This window comes from Curtobacterium sp. MWU13-2055 (assembly GCF_023242305.1).
Lineage (GTDB): Bacteria > Actinomycetota > Actinomycetes > Actinomycetales > Microbacteriaceae > Curtobacterium.
This window is the reverse complement of sequence record NZ_JALLIO010000001.1, coordinates 266,100-282,362: the sequence shown is the minus strand read 5'-3', so window position 1 is coordinate 282,362 and position 16,263 is coordinate 266,100. Positions and strand designations below refer to the sequence as shown.

The 16,263-nt window shown below is 71.4% G+C and carries 14 protein-coding genes and 1 tRNA gene; 3 read left to right on the top strand and 12 right to left on the bottom strand.

All coding sequences use genetic code 11. The features are described 5' to 3' along the window. Window positions 1-35: 35 nt before the first annotated feature. The 6 genes from M4960_RS01255 to M4960_RS01230 form a co-directional block, all read right to left on the bottom strand. Complete coding sequence (locus M4960_RS01255; RefSeq protein ID WP_248703274.1) at window positions 36-1,253, bottom strand: acyltransferase; 1,218 nt, start codon at window positions 1,251-1,253, stop codon at window positions 36-38. Continuing rightward, a complete protein-coding gene (locus tag M4960_RS01250) occupies window positions 1,250-2,743 on the bottom strand; it encodes a class I adenylate-forming enzyme family protein (protein ID WP_248703273.1) in 1,494 nt (497 codons plus the stop codon). The genes M4960_RS01255 and M4960_RS01250 overlap by 4 nt, the downstream gene beginning before the upstream one ends. A gap of 22 nt (window positions 2,744-2,765) precedes the next feature. Continuing rightward, on the bottom strand, window positions 2,766-3,809 hold the full coding sequence (locus M4960_RS01245) for a hypothetical protein (protein WP_132100315.1): 1,044 nt from the start codon (window positions 3,807-3,809) through the stop codon (window positions 2,766-2,768). Beyond that, window positions 3,806-4,408: a dephospho-CoA kinase gene (coaE, locus tag M4960_RS01240; RefSeq protein ID WP_248703272.1), complete on the bottom strand. Its 603-nt coding sequence runs from the start codon at window positions 4,406-4,408 to the stop codon at window positions 3,806-3,808. The genes M4960_RS01245 and coaE overlap by 4 nt, the downstream gene beginning before the upstream one ends. A gap of 91 nt (window positions 4,409-4,499) precedes the next feature. Continuing rightward, a complete protein-coding gene (rpsA, locus tag M4960_RS01235; RefSeq protein WP_111083948.1) occupies window positions 4,500-5,978 on the bottom strand; it encodes a 30S ribosomal protein S1 in 1,479 nt (492 codons plus the stop codon). Between the two features lie 160 nt (window positions 5,979-6,138). Continuing rightward, the gene (locus tag M4960_RS01230) at window positions 6,139-7,818 is read right to left on the bottom strand and encodes a DUF885 domain-containing protein (RefSeq protein ID WP_248703271.1); all 1,680 of its coding nucleotides are present in this window, start codon (window positions 7,816-7,818) and stop codon (window positions 6,139-6,141) included. An 89-nt stretch (window positions 7,819-7,907) separates the two neighbouring features. Here M4960_RS01230 and M4960_RS01225 point away from each other — a divergent pair, with 89 nt between their 5' ends. Beyond that, window positions 7,908-8,693 (top strand): VOC family protein, encoded by a 786-nt coding sequence (locus M4960_RS01225; protein WP_248703270.1) that lies wholly within the window; start codon window positions 7,908-7,910, stop codon window positions 8,691-8,693. A 37-nt stretch (window positions 8,694-8,730) separates the two neighbouring features. Here the strand turns inward: M4960_RS01225 and polA are convergent, their stop codons facing one another. Continuing rightward, the gene (gene polA / locus M4960_RS01220) at window positions 8,731-11,400 is read right to left on the bottom strand and encodes a DNA polymerase I (RefSeq protein WP_173168613.1); all 2,670 of its coding nucleotides are present in this window, start codon (window positions 11,398-11,400) and stop codon (window positions 8,731-8,733) included. A gap of 100 nt (window positions 11,401-11,500) precedes the next feature. Between polA and M4960_RS01215 the strand changes: the two genes are divergently transcribed. Then, complete coding sequence (locus tag M4960_RS01215) at window positions 11,501-11,869, top strand: PaaI family thioesterase (protein WP_131846571.1); 369 nt, start codon at window positions 11,501-11,503, stop codon at window positions 11,867-11,869. 7 nt (window positions 11,870-11,876) lie between these two features. On the opposite strand, the gene M4960_RS01210 is transcribed toward M4960_RS01215, so the two are convergent. From M4960_RS01210 to M4960_RS01190, 5 genes are all read right to left on the bottom strand, one after another. Beyond that, window positions 11,877-12,347 (bottom strand): GNAT family N-acetyltransferase, encoded by a 471-nt coding sequence (locus tag M4960_RS01210; RefSeq protein WP_173168614.1) that lies wholly within the window; start codon window positions 12,345-12,347, stop codon window positions 11,877-11,879. A gap of 205 nt (window positions 12,348-12,552) precedes the next feature. Beyond that, window positions 12,553-13,158, bottom strand: coding sequence for an ANTAR domain-containing response regulator (locus tag M4960_RS01205; RefSeq protein ID WP_071291723.1), 606 nt, complete (start codon window positions 13,156-13,158; stop codon window positions 12,553-12,555). Between the two features lie 129 nt (window positions 13,159-13,287). Then, window positions 13,288-13,369 (bottom strand) — tRNA-Leu (locus tag M4960_RS01200). Between the two features lie 12 nt (window positions 13,370-13,381). After that, entirely contained in the window at window positions 13,382-14,890 is a 1,509-nt protein-coding gene (locus tag M4960_RS01195) for a HAMP domain-containing sensor histidine kinase (RefSeq protein ID WP_248703269.1), read from the bottom strand. After that, window positions 14,887-15,570 (bottom strand): response regulator, encoded by a 684-nt coding sequence (locus M4960_RS01190; RefSeq protein ID WP_243692451.1) that lies wholly within the window; start codon window positions 15,568-15,570, stop codon window positions 14,887-14,889. The genes M4960_RS01195 and M4960_RS01190 overlap by 4 nt, the downstream gene beginning before the upstream one ends. A gap of 147 nt (window positions 15,571-15,717) precedes the next feature. Here M4960_RS01190 and M4960_RS01185 point away from each other — a divergent pair, with 147 nt between their 5' ends. Then, entirely contained in the window at window positions 15,718-16,200 is a 483-nt protein-coding gene (locus tag M4960_RS01185; protein ID WP_248703268.1) for a hypothetical protein, read from the top strand. The last annotated feature ends 63 nt before the right edge of the window (window positions 16,201-16,263 follow it).

Below are 16,263 nucleotides of genomic sequence, written 5' to 3'. Positions count from 1 at the left end.
GGGAGAACCGACCAGGGACGCCCGGAACGGACAGGTCAGCGCCGGGTGGCGCGCGCCTGACGCTGGGCGCGGGACGCGAGCGACGGCCGGCCGGTGAGCGGCACGCTCAGCGGGGTCCACCGGAACGCCTCGGTGACCGCCACGGACAGCACCACCACGAGCAGGTACGTGACGAGCGTCAGCCACGGCCGCGGCACCACGGCCTCGAGCCAGCTGTCGCCGTACAGCAGGATCCAGATCAGGAACGGGTGGCTCAGGAAGATCCCGAACGACCGGTCCGAGGCGTAGTCGACGAAGCGCGCGACCGAGCTGCCGGGGCGCCGACGATCCGCCCAGTGCGCACCGATCGCCAGGAAGCCCACGAACACCGCGGTGCTCCACACGGCCTCGATCGGTTGCAGTGGCGTGCCGGCGGCGTAGAGCGACTGGCCGAGGGCGACCTGGAGCGCCCAGACGCCGAGCGTCAGCGCGCCGACGCCGGCGAACGCCCAGAGCACGGCCCGGCGGTGCACCCGGATGAACCGGAGGAACGCGTCGGCGTGATCGGCGGCGATCGCCCCGGAGACGATGAAGAACACGTACGAGAAGAAGAACTGCTTCTGGTAGCCGTGCAGCCAGGCGTCGCTTGCCGGGAAGTACTTGTAGCCGGCGAACACGACGAGCTGCACCACCAGCGCCACGACGAGCGTCGTGACGTGGTGCCCGCGGGTCTTCCGGACCAGCCACACGATGACCGGCAGCAGCAGGTACACCTGCATGGTCACGAGCAGGAAGTACAGGTGGTACCAGGACGTGCCGGTGACGATGCCCTCGGAGAGCGTGCGCACCAGGTCGGGCACGTCGCCCCGACGGGTGCTGCTGAGGAGCCAGCTCGAACCGACGTACACGAACGACCACGCCAGGTACGGCACCCCGACGAGCAGGAACCGCTTCGGCCAGAACTGCGCCATCGGCCGCGGTCGCAGCGTGTAGCTGTAGACGAGCACGAACGCCGTCAGCGAGAAGAAGACGAGCCGGGTGAAGTGCAGCAGGGCGAGCAGCGCGTTCAGGCCGGCGTCGTCGGACGCGGCGGTGTGGCTGGTGGTGTGCACGCCGATGACGCAGGCGAAGGTCAGGATCCGGAGGACGTCGACCTCGTACAGGTGGCGTGGCTTGCCCGCCGCGGTGCGGGTCGGGGTCTGGACCTGGGGCTGTGGCTGGGCCTCCGGCTGCGGCTGCGGCTGGGCCCGTGGCTGCGGCTGAGCGCCGGTCACGACGGCTGCGCCATCGTCCGCACCTTCGCCCGCTGCACCTTGCCGGTGGGCGCGCGCGGCAGGTCGGGGACCACGATGATCTCGACGGGGCGGCGGAAGCGGGTCAGGTGGGCCTCGGCGCGCGCGGTCAGGTCGGCGACGAGCGCAGCGGCGTCCGCTGCGTCCTGCTGCAGGATCACGTACGCCACCGGGACGGCCCCGAGCACGTCGTCCGGCCGCCCGACCACCACGGCTTCGAGCACCCGGGGATCGCCGAGCAGGACGTCCTCGACCTCGGAGGGGTAGACCTTCTCGCCGCCACGGTTGATGACGTCGTCGGAGCGTCCGGCGAGCGAGACCCAGCCGTCCGCAGCGACGGACCCCACATCTCCCGTGCTCAGCCAGCCGTCGGCGTCGAAGCGGTCGGGAGCGCGCCCGAACAGGTAGCGCCCGACGATCCCCGGGCCGCGCACCCACAGCGCACCGACCTCGTCGGCGGGCAGGGCTGCGCCGTCCTCGTCGCGTGCCTGCACCTCGGACCCGACGGGCACGCCGACGGTCCCGGGGCGAGCAGGCGCGTCCAGCGGTGTCGCGGTGATCTGCGACGCACCTTCGGTCATCCCCCAGCTCACGACGAGCGGGACGTCACCGAGTGCCGTGCGCACCGGGTCCGGCAGCGGTGCCGAAGCGCTCCGGACGAACCGGAGGCCCTCCGGGAAGTCCAACGGCCCGGTCTTCGCGAGCACGGCGAGGATCGCCGGCACCGCGTTCAGCCAGGTGATGCGCCGCTCGGCGAGCAGTTCCCAGAACCCGGTCCGCCGGAAGCGCACGTCGAGCACGAGCGTCGCCCCGGCGACGAGCGTCGCCAGCAGGCCGACGACCTCGGCGTTGACGTGGAACAGCGGCAGCGAGTTGAACCCGCGGTCGCGGCCGGTCAACCCGTTGTGCCGCGCGACCGCCCGCGCGACGAACAGCAGCTGCGACTCCGGCAGCTCGACGCCCTTCGGAGCGCCGGTCGACCCGGAGGTGAAGAGCACCACGGACCCCTCGCCCGGTGCGTCCGGGCTCTGCGTGGGCACGTCACCGTCACGGACGGCGGCCGGGAGGAACGTGGCCGCGTCGATCCCGCTGGCGGGCACTCCGGGGACGGTCCCGTCCACGGCGCGGTCCGACACCATGATCGAGGCCCCGCCGATCAGGTCGGCGAGACGGGCCGGCTCGGTCGCCGGCTGTCCGGTGTCCACCGGGACGGCACGGCGCCCGGTCGCCACGGCGGTCAGGTGCACCACGGCGAACGCGAGGGGGTCGCCGACGTCGACGAGGACGGCTCCGGAGGCGGGGACGCCGATCGCGTCGAACGTCGCGGACCAGGCGGTCACGGCGTCCTCGAGCGCTCGGTAGGTCAGGACGCGCGCAGAACGGGCGTCCTCCAGGTAGGGGCGCTCGGGGCTCTCCGCCGCGCGGTCGCGGATGAGCGAGCGCAGGTCGGGTTCTCCGTCGACGGGCTGCACCAGCAGAGGCTATTGCGCGAGCCTATGAGCCGTCAGAGGGGAACCGGTGCAGCATCCACTGCCAGAGCGCGGTCATCCGGGGTTCCCCGTCCGGTCCGAGCGGCGTGGAGTCCTTGATGATGAACGAGTGCGCCTTCCCCCGGCCCCGGACGTCGGTCAGGATCGCGTGCGGGTCCGCGCCGGCGAGCGGTGGATCGGTGTCCGTCCGGAAGGGGCCGTCGACGCCGTCGAGCCCGAGGACCCGCCACGACCCGGTGATCCGCGGGCCGAAGGTGTCGCGGACGTCGTCGACGGCGTACATCCGGGCGACGGGGGTCTTGCCGGGGCGGTTCATCCACGCCGCGTGCGACGGCCCCCGTGACTCGACGGGCGACGAGAACATCAGCGCGCCGCGGACGGACCGGATGTGCGCGATGTACGCCGCCTCGCCGCCGCCCTGGGAGTGTCCCGCCACGACGATGTCCTGCCAGGCGATGTCGTCGTCACCCTGCACGAAGCGGCCCCAGCCGCCGTCGGGGTCGTGGTCGTCGAGGTAGGCCACCGCGTCACGGAAACGCGACACGATCGACCCGGCGGGCGTCACCGAACTGAACTCGGACTGACGGGTGCCGTCGAACCGGTTGCGCTGCACCATGCCGTAGCAGCGGGCGTCGGACTCACACGTGCCGGACAGGGTGCGACCGAGGTTCCAGTAGTCCAGCCCGAGCACGTGGTACCCGTCCGCCAGGGCCTGCCCGAGGAACCGCTGGTACTCCGCCGGGCGGGACCTCGTCGCGGGCAGGAACAACAGCAGGGGGCCGTCGGTCGAGGTGCGGGCGGCGAAGTCGTCGCGGTTCGGGGTCAGTCGCTCGCCGTTGACGGTTCCGAGACGGAAGCGGTGGAACTCCCCCTCGGGTCCGCGCTCGTCGCCCGACGGTGGCTCGTCGGCGTGCGAACGATCGATCGTGGGGACCCGTCCCTCGTCCTCGATGCGCTGCGCACCGAGCAGGTTCGCCGCGACCAGCGCACCGCCGCCGATCGCGACGAGCACGATCGCGGCGAGGACGAGCAGCAGACGGTGCTTCACGATTTGATCCGCGACCACACCTCGTCGGCCGATCGGATCGTCTGGTCGAGGGTGCCCGTCGCGTCGACGACGTGGTCGGCGAGGGCGAGTCGGTCGGCGTCGCTCGCCTGTGCGGCCACCCGGCGCTCGGCCTCGTCGCGTTCCATGGCACGGTGCTCCACCAGCCGCTCGATGCGCTGCGCAGCGGGGGCGTCGACGACCACGACCGCATCGAACCGGAGCGGCCGGGATCCGCGGGCCTCGGCGAGCAGGGGTACGTCGTACACGACGACGGCGTCCGGGTCGGCGGCTTCGGCCGCGTCGAACGCACGCTGGGCGAGCCGCCAGACCTCGGGGTGGGTGATCGCCTCGAGGTCCTTGCGTGCCGCCGGGTCGGAGAACACGATCGCTCCGAGCGCGGGGCGATCGAGTGAGCCGTCGGCCGCGATCACCGAGTGACCGAAGCGCTCGGCGACCTGCGCGAGCCCGGGGCTGCCGGGTGCGACGGCGTCCCGCGCCAGCCGGTCGGCGTCGACGACGACGCCGCCGTGCTCCGCCCACCGCTTGGAGACCGTCGACTTGCCCGCGGCGATGCCGCCCGTGAGACCGATGATGCGCACTGCGACAGGCTAACGACCCGCAGCGTGGAAACGCCGGAAGCCCGGCACCCCCTGGGGGATGCCGGGCTTCCGGTCAGTGCGACTCGCTCGATCAGTTGGTCGAGCTGAGCTTCTCGCGGAGCGCCGCCAGCGAAGCGTCGTCGGCGAGGGGGCTTGCGCCACCGGTCTCGCTCGAGAACGACGACGAAGAGGAAGCGGACGACGTCGAGGCGCCGGCCGGGAGGTCGAAGCCACCCTTTTCCTCGTCGGCGATGGTCTTCGCGACCTGCGCCTTGTGGGCTTCCCAACGACCCTGGGCGGCCGCGTACTGGCCCTCCCACTCGGTGCGCTGGGTGTCGTAGCCCTCGAGCCACTCGTTCGTCTCCGGGTCGAAGCCGTCCGGGTACTTGTAGTCACCCTTGTCGTCGTACTCGGTCGGCATGCCGTAGAGCGCCGGGTCGAACTCGGTGCCCTCGGGGTCCACGCCCTCGTTCGCCTGCTTGAGGCTGAGCGAGATGCGGCGACGGTCGAGGTCGATGTCGATGATCTTGACGAAGACCTCGTCGTTGACCGAGACGACCTGCTCGGCGAGCTCGACGTGCTTGTTCGAGAGCTCGGAGATGTGCACCAGGCCCTCGATGCCGTCGGCAACGCGGACGAAGGCACCGAACGGGACGAGCTTCGTGACCTTGCCCGGTGCGATCTGACCGATCGCGTGGGTGCGGGCGAAGACCTGCCACGGGTCCTCCTGCGTCGCCTTGAGCGAGAGCGACACGCGCTCACGGTCCAGGTCGACCTCGAGGATCTCGACGGTGACTTCCTGACCGACCTCGACGACCTCGCTGGCGTGCTCGATGTGCTTCCAGCTGAGCTCGGAGACGTGGACGAGACCGTCGACGCCGCCGAGGTCCACGAACGCACCGAAGTTGACGATCGAGGACACGATGCCCTTGCGGACCTGGCCCTTGTGCAGGTTGTTGAGGAACGTGGTCCGGGACTCGGACTGCGTCTGCTCGAGGAGCGCACGGCGCGACAGGACCACGTTGTTGCGGTTCTTGTCGAGCTCGAGGATCTTCGCCTCGATCTCCTGGCCGAGGTACGGCGTGAGGTCGCGGACGCGACGGAGCTCGATGAGCGAGGCGGGGAGGAAGCCGCGGAGACCGATGTCGACGATCAGGCCACCCTTGACGACCTCGATGACCGTACCGGTCACGACGCCGTCGGACTCCTTGATCTTCTCGACGTCGCCCCATGCGCGCTCGTACTGCGCACGCTTCTTGGACAGGATGAGGCGGCCTTCCTTGTCCTCCTTCTGGAGGACCAGGGCCTCGACCTCGTCGCCGACCTTGACGACCTCGTTGGGGTCGACGTCGTGCTTGATCGAGAGCTCGCGCGAGGGGATGACGCCCTCGGTCTTGTAACCGACGTCGAGGAGGACCTCGTCGCGGTCGATCTTCACGACGGTGCCGGAGATGAGATCACCGTCGTTGAAGAACTTCAGGGTCTTCTCGACCTCGGCCAGGAAGTCATCAGCCGAACCGATGTCGTTGATGGCGACCTGCTTAGGAGCCTTGGTCGTAGTGGTTGTCATGTAGAGATTGCTCCGAACGGACATGAGTCGGGCCGTGGCGTGCGGGGAGTCGAGACCCCCGTGGTGCTCCGCCGTGGCGATTGATTGAGTGGCGCGGATTGCGCCGCACAAGTCTAACCGCACCGGCGGAGCCCCCACAACCGGGCGTGTCACCCGCGCGTCAGCCGAGCAGCGCGCTCCGCAGCGTGTCGAGACCGATGCTGCCGAGGGCGAGCGCACGACGGTGGAACGACTTCAGGTCGAAGTCGGCGCCTTCGCGGGCGGCGACCTCGTCGCGGATCGACTCCCACACGCGCTGGCCCACCTTGTACGACGGCGCCTGTCCGGGCCACCCGAAGTACCGCGCGACCTCGAACTGCACGAACGCGTCGTCCATGTTCACGTTCTCGCGCATGAAGTCGAGGGCGTACTCCCACGTCCAGCCGCCGCCGTCCGGGTTCGTCTTCTGCAGGTGCACGCCGATGTCGAGCACCACGCGGGCGGCACGCATGCGCTGGCCGTCGAGCATGCCCAGCCGGTCGCCGTCGTCGTCGAGGAACCCGAGCTGCTCCATCAGGCGCTCGGCGTAGAGCGCCCAGCCCTCGACGTGTCCGGACGAGCCGGACAGCTGGCGACGCCACGTGTTCAGCTCACCGCGGTTGTAGACGCCCTGGCTGATCTGCAGGTGGTGGCCGGGGACGCCCTCGTGGTAGACCGTCGTCTTCTCGCGCCAGGTGCCGAACTCGGTGACGCCCTCGGGCACCGACCACCACATCCGGCCCGCGCGCGAGAAGTCGTCGGACGGCCCGCTGTAGTAGATCCCGCCTTCCTGCGTCGGGGCGATGCGGCACTCCAGCCGGCGGATCGGGTCCGGGATGTCGAAGTACGTGCCGGCCATCGCCGCGACGGAGGCGTCGCTCGTCTCCTGCATCCAGCGCTGCAGGGCGTCCGTGCCGTGCAGGATCCGCGACGGGTCGGTGTCCAGCACCTCGATCGCCCGGGCCACGCTCGCACCCGGCTCGATCCGGTCCGCGATCCGCTCCTGCTCGTCGCGCATGCGGGCGAGTTCCTCAAGGCCCCACTCGTACGTCTCGTCGAGGTCGACGACGGCACCGAGGAACCGGCGGGAGTGCAGCTCGTAGGCCTCGCGCCCGACGGCGTCGACCGGGGTGGCGAGCGGCAGCAGCTCGTGCTCGAGGAACTGCCCGAGGCTCCGGTACGCGGCCGAGGCGACCTCGGCCCCACGGGTCAGCTCGGCACGGAGCGAGTCCGGCACGGGAGAGCCGTCGTCGAACGCCGCACCCTCGGCGAGCCGGCGGAAGAAGCCGTCCTCGGCACCGTTGCGGGCGGCCTGCTCCGCGACCAGGGCGACCTGCCGCTTCGCCGGGGTGACGTCTTCGCGCGTGCCCTCGAGCAGGGTCTCGCGGATGCCCTCGAGCGCGTCCGGCAACGCGTGCAGTCGGCTGGCGACGTCGTGCCAGTCCGACTCGGTCGCCGTCGGCATCAGGTCGATGATCTCGCGGACCGACTGGGCCGGGCTCGCGATCACGTTGAGGTCGCGGAGGTGCAGCTTCCGCGCGTACGACTCCTGCACCAGGTCGAGTTCGGCGCCGAGGTCCGCCTTCGTGACTTCGTCGACGGGGTCCACCGCGGCCGCGGCGTCGAGCGTGCGCTTCGCGGCCCGTGCCGCGTCGGCCAGGGCGGCCGCGCCGGCGGGCGAGGTGTCGCCGTACTCCCCCGTGCGACCCGGCACACCGATGTACGTGGCCGTCGTCGGGTCGAGGTCGACGAGGGTGGCGACCCATCCCTCGGCCACGTGGTCGACGGCGGTCTGCTGGCGGACGGGACGCTCTTCGCTCATGCTCCGACCCTATCGACCGGCTCGGACGACGGACAGCGGTCCTAGGATCGTGGCCACCGGGACCGTCCGGTCAGAGGAAAGGATGTTGCATGTCCGAACACGATGGTCGCTGGACCGAGGGCACGCCCTGCTGGTCCGACCTGGGTGTGCCCGACGTGGACGCGGCCCGCACCTTCTACACGGACGTGTTCGGGTGGCACGTCGAGGACGGCCCCGCCGAGGCCGGTGGGTACGTCACGGCGCTCCTCGGTGGCCGCCCGGTCGCCGGGATCGGTCCGCTCACGGGCGAGGGACAGCCACCGAGCTGGACGGCGTACCTCGCCACCGACGACGTCGATGCCATCACCGCTCGCGTCATCACCGCAGGCGGCAGCGTCCTGACACCCGCGTTCGACGTGCTCGATGCCGGTCGGATGGCGATCGCCGCCGACCCGACGGGTGCGGTCGTGGGACTCTGGCAGGCAGGGGCGCACGACGGCTCCGGTCGGGTCAACGAGCCCGGTGCTCCGTGCTGGGCCGAGGTGCACACGCGCGACGCCGAGGCGGCGAAGGCCTTCTACACGGCCCTGTTCGGCTGGTCGTACGACGTGTTCGGCGATCCGTCGGAGCCCTACACCTCGGCGAAGCTGCCCGGAGCGCCCGCCGAGGCCGACCCGGTCGCCGGCGTCTTCGCGCCACCAGGCGGCCTGCCGGAGGGCGTCCCGGCGTACTGGTTGACGTGGTTCGGCTCGGACGACACCGACGGGACCGTCGACTTGGCCGTCCAGCGGGGCGGGACCGCCCTGATGGAACCGTTCGACAGCCCGTTCGGGCGCTCGGCGATCGTGCTCGGCCCCCAGGGCGAGGTGTTCGGCGTCGTCGCGATGCCGGCCTGAGGTCCCGTCCGTTCTGTGGTCGCGTCGCGACCCGCGGTCAGTGCGCCGCGCTCTCCCAGTTCGCGCCGAGACCGACCGAGACGTCGAGCGGCACGGTGAGTTCGGCGGCGTTGCCCATCCGGGTGCGGAGGATCTCCTCGACGCGGTCCTGTTCGCCGGGCGCGACCTCGAGGATGAGCTCGTCGTGCACCTGGAGCAGCAGGTGCGACTCGAGTCCGCCGTCGCGCAGGTCCTGGTCGACGCCGAGCATCGCGATCTTCATGATGTCGGCCGCCGAGCCCTGGATCGGCGCGTTCAACGCGGCGCGCTCGGCGTTCTCGCGCAGGACGCGGTTCGGGCTCTTCAGGTCCGGGAACGGCCGGCGACGACCGAAGATCGTCTCGGTGTAGCCGTCCTCGCGCGCCTGCTCGACGACGTTGCGCAGGTAGTCGCGCACGGCGCCGAACCGGGCGAAGTACTCGGTCATGAGCGTCCGGGCCTCGGACTGCTCGATGCGGAGCTGCTTCGACAGCCCGAACGCGCTCAGCCCGTAAGCCAGGCCGTACGACATCGCCTTGACCTTGGTGCGCATCTCGGCGGAGACCTCGGCCGGCTCGACACCGAACACGCGGGCGCCGACGAAGCGGTGCAGGTCCTCGCCCTCGTTGAAGGCCTGGATGAGACCGGGGTCGCCGGACAGGTGCGCCATGATGCGCATCTCGATCTGCGAGTAGTCGGCCGTGATGAGCGTCGTGTACGGCTCCGCGACGGCGAACGCCGACCGGACCCGGCGTCCGACCGCGGTCTTCACCGGGATGTTCTGCAGGTTCGGATCGGTCGACGAGATGCGGCCGGTGCTGCTGCCGGTCTGCTCGTACCGGGTGTGGATGCGCCCGTCGACGATCGCCGCGTCGAGCGTGTCGACGATCTGGCGGAGCTTCGTGGCGTCGCGGTGCTGCAGCAGCAGGCCGAGGAACGGGTGCGGGTGCTGCTCCTGCAGGTCGGCCAGGCTCGCGGCGTCGGTCGAGAACCCGGTCTTCGTCTTGCGGGTCTTGGGCATCGCGAGCTCGGTGAACAGGACTTCCTGCAGCTGCTTCGGGGAACCGAGGTTCACCTCGTGCCCGATCTCGGCGAACGCCTGCTGCGCCAGGTCGGCGGCACGCTCCCCCAGTTCCTTCGACAACCCCGTGAGCACCGGTCGGTCGATGCCGACACCGATCGTCTCCATGCTCGCGAGCACCGACACCAGCGGCAGCTCGATGTCGTCGAGGACCTTGAGCGACGACTCGTCGATCCGGGCACGGAGCGCCGTGGTGACCCGCAGGACGAACCACGCGTGCACGCCGACGTTGACCGGGTCGGTCTCCGGCACGAGCTGGTTCGGGTCGGCGGTGGGGAGCTCTTCGCCGAGCTCCTGGTAGACGAGGTCGGCCAGCGGCTGCCCCTGCTTGCCGGGCTGGGCGAGCCACCCCGTGATGCGGGCGTCGCCGGCGATGCCGTTCACGACGAAGCCCGCGGTCGCGAGCACCTTGATCGCGGTCTTGGCGTCGTGGAAGTGCTTCGGAGCGGCGGAGGCGAACCACGCCGAGAGCTGCTCGTAGTCCTTCGCGCCGCTGCCACCGGGCACCTGGACGGCGTCGTCGTGGGTGGCGATGCCGATGGTGCTGAGTCGGCCGTCGATGACCTCGACCGCGACGCCGTAGCCGTTCGCCGCCTCGGAAGCGTTGCGGCGCTCGAGCCAGTACCCGAGTTCCTCGTCGATCAGGGTCTTCACCGACGGCGGGGTCGCGGCGCCGTCGGTCACCCCGCCCTCGGCCGGCTGCTCGGACGGCTCACCGGAGCCGGCGACCTTGAAGACGCGGTCGAGCAGCGTGCGGAACTGCAGCTTGGCGAACAGCTCACGCACGGCGGTCTCGTCGAGGGGACGGAGCGCGACGTCGGCCGGACCGACGGGCAGTTCGACGTCGGTGACCAGGCGGTTGAGCCGGCGGTTGCGGACGGCACGGTCCCGCTGCTCGCGCAGGTTGTTGCCGACGACTCCCTTGATCTCGTCGGCGTGCTCGAGGACCCCCTCGAGCGAGCCGTACTGCGTGACCCACTTGACCGCGGTCTTCTCGCCGACCTTGTCGATGCCGATCAGGTTGTCGCTGGTCTCGCCGACGAGCGCGGCGATGTCCGGGTACTGGTGCGGCTCGATGCCGTAGCGCTCGTACACCTTGTCGCGGTCGTACCGGGTGAGCTCGGAGACGCCACGGACCGACGGGTACAGCAGCGTCACGTCGTCGTTGACGAGCTGGATGGCGTCGCGGTCGCCGGAGACGACGTACACCTGGTACCCCTGCGCAGCACCCTGGGACGACAGGGTCGCGAGGATGTCGTCAGCCTCGTAGTCCTCCTTCGTCACGGTGGTGATGCCCATCGCCTCGAGCGCCTGCTGCAGCAGCGGGATCTGCCCCTTGAACTCGGCCGGGGTCTCGGAGCGGGTGCCCTTGTACGCCTCGTACTCACGGGTGCGGAACGAGAACCGGGAGATGTCGAACGCAACCGCCAGGTGCGTCGGCTTCTCGCGCTGCAGGAGCATGAGCAGCATCGAGATGAAGCCGTGGATGGCGTTCGTGTGCTGCCCGTCGCGGTTCACGAAACTGTCGACCGGCAGCGCGTAGAAGGCCCGGAAGGCGAGCGAGTGGCCGTCGATGACCATGAGGGTAGGCTTTGCGGAGTCCGACACCCGGACAGCCTACCGACGCCATCCGACACGGGAGTTCGAGCGCGTGACCGACGAAGCCACCATCATCGGGAACGTCGACGAGCGGCTCGCGGCCCGCGGGATGGGTGAGCTGGCCACCAAGATGGGCATGGTCATCACCGAGATGTCGGCCGACCGCGCCGTCGGCAGCATCCCGGTCGAGGGCAACCGTCAACCGGTCGGCCTGCTGCACGGGGGCGCCTACGTCGTCCTCGCCGAGAGCCTCGGTTCGATGGCCGCCAACGTGCACGCCGGCGAGGGCCGCTACGCCGTCGGCATCGAGCTGAACGCCTCGCACACCCGGAGCGCCACGTCCGGCACCGTCACCGGTGTCTGCACCGCGATCCACCTCGGCAACACGCTCACCACGCACGAGATCGTGCTCACTGACGACCAGGGGCGCCGCTGCTCCACCGTCCGCATCACCAACCTCATCCGCGAGGCACGCTGACCCGTCGTCAGTCCTCGGGCGGACGCTGCAGCAGCAGCCGTGCGTCGCCGAAGCCGAGCCGCCGGTAGAGCCGCTCCCCGTCGACGCTCGAGTGCACCGAGGTCCGCTCGACGCCGAGGTCGTCCGCGATGTCGAGCAGCGCGGTGACGAGTCGTCCGGCGACGCCGAGCCCGCGCAGGTCGGGGTGCACGTAGACGGTCTGCACGTCGGCGGTCAGGCGTCGCCCCGGCCGGTCCGGGGTCGGCGGCCGGGCGACGAGTCCGAGCCACGCCATGCCGAGCACCGCACCGTCGCGCTCTGCGACGACACACCGGTGCGTGTCCGGGTGTTCGCGGGCGAAGGCCGTCATGGCCGCGCGGTAGTCGTCCGGCGTCGCGGCCGGCTCGGCGCCGCCCTCGCCGACACTCCACCGCCACCGCAGGTCGGCCACCGCCGGCATGTCCTCAGGCCGGGAGGCCCGGATCACCACGTCGTCCACGGCTCCAGCCTGCCAGGTGGTCGCCTCCACCGCCCCACGCGCCCGTGGCCGCCAGTGCATGCGTCCGCACACTCCGACAGAACGCGCGTCGATCAACCGGTGGCTTGTCGGAACATGCACACGCACCGAGCGCCCCACGCGCCCGGGAACGCAGCAGCGCCGCCGGACCGGGGTCCGACGGCGCTGGTGTGAGCGACGGGTGGTGCTACTTCTTGGCGCTGAGCTGCTCGATGATCGCCTTGGCGACGTCGTGCATCGTCAGGCGGCGGTCCATCGAGGCCTTCTGGATCCAGCGGAACGCCTCGGGCTCGGTGAGGCCCATCTTCTCGTTGAGCAGGCCCTTGGCGCGGTCGACGAGCTTGCGGGTCTCGAAGCGCTCGACGAGGTCGGCGACCTCGGCCTCGAGCGTGATGATCTGCTGGTACCGCGAGAGGGCGATCTCGATCGCGGGGAGCAGGTCGTTCGGGGTGAACGGCTTGACCACGTAGGCCAGCGCGCCGGCCTCGGTCGCACGCTCGACGAGGTCCTTCTGGCTGAACGCCGTGAGGAGGACCACCGGAGCGATGTGGTTCTTGGACAGCTTCTCGGCTGCGGAGATGCCGTCGAGCTGGGGCATCTTGACGTCCATCACGACGAGGTCGGGACGGAGGTCGGTGGCGAGCTGCACGGCGGTCTCGCCGTCGCCGGCCTCGCCGACCACGTCGAACCCGTTGTCGCGGAGGATCTCGACGATGTCGAGGCGGATGAGCGACTCGTCCTCGGCGACGACGACGCGGCGCGGTGCTGTTGCAGTTGCTTCTGTGTCACTCACAGCCGCAAGCCTACTAGACGTCAGAAGTGCTTCATGTCAGCACACGGCGATCCTTGGACAGAACAGCCGCCTTGTACGAGTGGCGGGACGCGGTACCGGAACAGCCCCGCACGCCGTGAGCCTGCGTTGTACGAGTGGCGGGACTTGAACCCGCACGCCGTGAGGCAGAGCATTTTGAGTGCCCCGTGTCTGCCGATTCCACCACACTCGCGAGGCCTCCAGGCTAGCAGGGCCCCCGCCCCTCGACCGCCGCCGGCAGCCGCAGGTCGAACACCGCACCGCCGAGCACGTCGCCCTCGCCGCCTTCGTTGTCGTCGGCGTGCTGCAGGGACCCGCCGTGCGCCTCGGCGATGCCCCGTGCGATCGGCAGGCCCAGTCCGGCCCCGCCGGAACGGGCGTCGCGAGCGGCCTCGAGGCGGACGAGTCGGTCGAACACCCGCACGCGGTCCTGGGCCGGGATGCCCGGACCGTCGTCCGCCACCCGGAGCACGGGGCCCGCTCCCCGGTCGTCGAGGGAGACGACGATCCGGCCGGCGGGTCCGGCAGCGCGGGCGGCGTTGTCGACGAGGTTCCCGACGACCTGGGCGAGCCGCTCGGGGTCGACGTCGGCGCACACGGGCCGCTCGGGCACCACGACCTCGAGCGCGACGGACGGCAGCCGCAACCGCAGCCGGTCGCCCTCCGCCACCAGGAAGGCGCCGAGGTCCACCGGTCGTCGGTCGAGTTCGATCCCCCGGTCGAGCCGGGCCATCGTGAGCATGTCCTCGATGAGCCGTGCGGCTCGGTCGGCCTGGCGGACGACGTGCACGGCGAGCACCTCGCGCGTGGCGACGTCGCCGCCACCGTCGCGCACGAGCGTGTCGGCTGCAGCCCGGACCCCGGCGACCGGCGTCCGCAGCTCGTGCGCGGCGTCGGAGAGGAACGAGCGGACCCGTGCCTCCGCGGCGACCGCCTCACGCTCCGCGCCCTCGACGGCGTCGAGCATCTCGTCCAGGGCGACGGCGACGCGACCGATCTCGGTGTCCTGCCGCGAGGGTCGGAGTCGCCGCCCACGGTCGCCGCCCGCGATCGACCGCGCGGTCGTCGCCATCTCGTCGAGCGGCCGCAGGGACCGCCGGACGACGAGCACCACACCGAGCACGGCGACCCCGAGGAACGCCGCGGAGGCACCGCCCATGACCCAGCCGAGCTGCACCAGGGTGTCCTGCACGTCGCGGGTACCGACGGTCAGCGTGATGCGGGTGCCGTCGTCGAGCCGGCTCACGAGGGTGAGCACCCCGTCGTCCTCGCGCACGGACGACGACGTGACCGTGGCGCCGTCCTCGGTGGTCGTCGGCGTCGCCGCGGCCGTGGGTGTGGTCCCGCCGACGAGTGCGCTGCCGCGCGGAACCGTTGCCGGCAGGCTGCCGGGGTCCGGCGGGCCCGTCCGCAGCTGGTCCGGCGTCGGACCGGCTTCGACGGCCCCGCCGTCCGGCCGGACGATGCGCACCGACAGCCCCTGTGCGGAGAGCCGGTCGGCGAGGTCCTCGGCGTCGACGGTCCCGACGAGCGCCGCGGCGGCCGACGCCCGGTCACGGAGCCGGTCCTCGGCCTGGGCGCGCAGTCGGATGCCGAGCAGCACCTCGACGGCGACCGCCAGCCCGGCGAGCAGCACCGCGAGCAGGACCACGATCGCGACGACCGTGCGCAGCCGCAACGAGGTCGTGCGGAGCGCACCGTCGTGGACCCTCACGCCGCCGTCCGCTCGTCGCTCAGCCGGTACCCGAGGCCGCGGACGGTGTGCACGAGCCGCGGCCCGTGCGCCTCCATCTTGCGTCGGAGGGCGCTGAGGTGGACCTCGACGACGTTCGCCGCGACGTCGTCGTAGCCCCACACCTGCGTCGTGATCTGCCCCTTCGACACGGTGCGGCCCCGGCTCTCGGCGAGGAACCGCAGCAGGCGGAACTCCGTCGCGGTGAGGTCGAGCAGGACCCCGGCACGCCGAGCGGTGGCGGCGTCCGGGTCGAGGACGAGGTCGCCGACCTCGACGACCGACGGGATCCGCCCGCGCCGCCGGAGCACCGCCGTCACCCGCGCCACCAGCTCGGCCATCGCGAACGGCTTCACCACGTAGTCGTCGGCACCCTCGGCGAAGCCGCGCAAGCGCTCGTCGAGCTCGTCCCGCGCGGTCATCATGACGACGGCGGCGTCCGAGGTGGAGCGCACCCGGCCGGCGAGCACGATGCCGCTCGGCCCGGGCAGCATCCAGTCCAACAGGACGAGGTCGGGTGCGGCGCGTCGGAGGTCCTCGACGAGGTCGCGTCCGTCGGATGCCTCGGCGACCGAGAAGCCCTCCGCACGCAGGGTCGTCGCGACGGAGGTCCGGATGGAGTCGTCGTCGTCGACGACCAGGATTCGAGCGGGAACAGGCACGGCGGACACCGTAGGACGCTCCGGCGGCCACCGAGCATGGAGGACGCTGGAGAACCCCTGTGCTTCAGGCATGCTTCAGATTCGGACTCGAGCGTCGTCTCCAGCGGCGGATCACCCGGATCCGCCCGGTCACGGAACGGAACCACCATGCTCGACGAACGAGACGACTCGACCACCACCGCCACCCCGCGACGCGGCGCACTCCTGCGACGGGTCGGGATCGGCACGGCCGCAGCCGCGGTGCTGGTGCTCGGCGGGTTCGGCATCGCCACGGCGAACGCCGCGACGACCACCCCGGCGCCGAGCGCCCCGACCGGTGCACCGAGCGGTGCACCGGACAGCGCGACCACACCGGCCCCGGTTCCGTCGGACGGCGACAGCGCGACGGTGCCCGCACCACCCGAGGGCGGCCCCGTGACGGCCCCCGGCTGCACGTCGCTGCCGAAGGCCGGCGACACCGCGACGGTGCCCATGCCGCCGAAGGGCGACGAGGGGAAGGCACCCACCCCGCCGAAGGACGGTGCGAAGCCCACGGCACCCACCCCGCCGGAGGACGGTGCGAAGCCCACGACGCCCACCCCGCCGACGCCCGACGCGACCACCACGCCGACGCCGACCTCCGGTTCCTGATCACCAGGCCGGGAGGCGCGCACCGTCGGCGGTCCCGACCGCGCGGGGCGTGCCTCCAGGCCG

What these genes read in the sequence shown, in the direction of transcription:
- rpsA (WP_111083948.1), bottom strand. Translation starts at nt 5,978, where the DNA reads ATGACAACCACTACGACCAAGGCTCCTAAGCAGGTCGCCATCAACGAC.
- M4960_RS01230 (WP_248703271.1), bottom strand. Translation starts at nt 7,818, where the DNA reads ATGAGCGAAGAGCGTCCCGTCCGCCAGCAGACCGCCGTCGACCACGTG.
- M4960_RS01225 (WP_248703270.1), top strand. Translation starts at nt 7,908, where the DNA reads ATGTCCGAACACGATGGTCGCTGGACCGAGGGCACGCCCTGCTGGTCC.
- M4960_RS01215 (WP_131846571.1), top strand. Translation starts at nt 11,501, where the DNA reads ATGGGTGAGCTGGCCACCAAGATGGGCATGGTCATCACCGAGATGTCG.
- M4960_RS01185 (WP_248703268.1), top strand. Translation starts at nt 15,718, where the DNA reads ATGCTCGACGAACGAGACGACTCGACCACCACCGCCACCCCGCGACGC.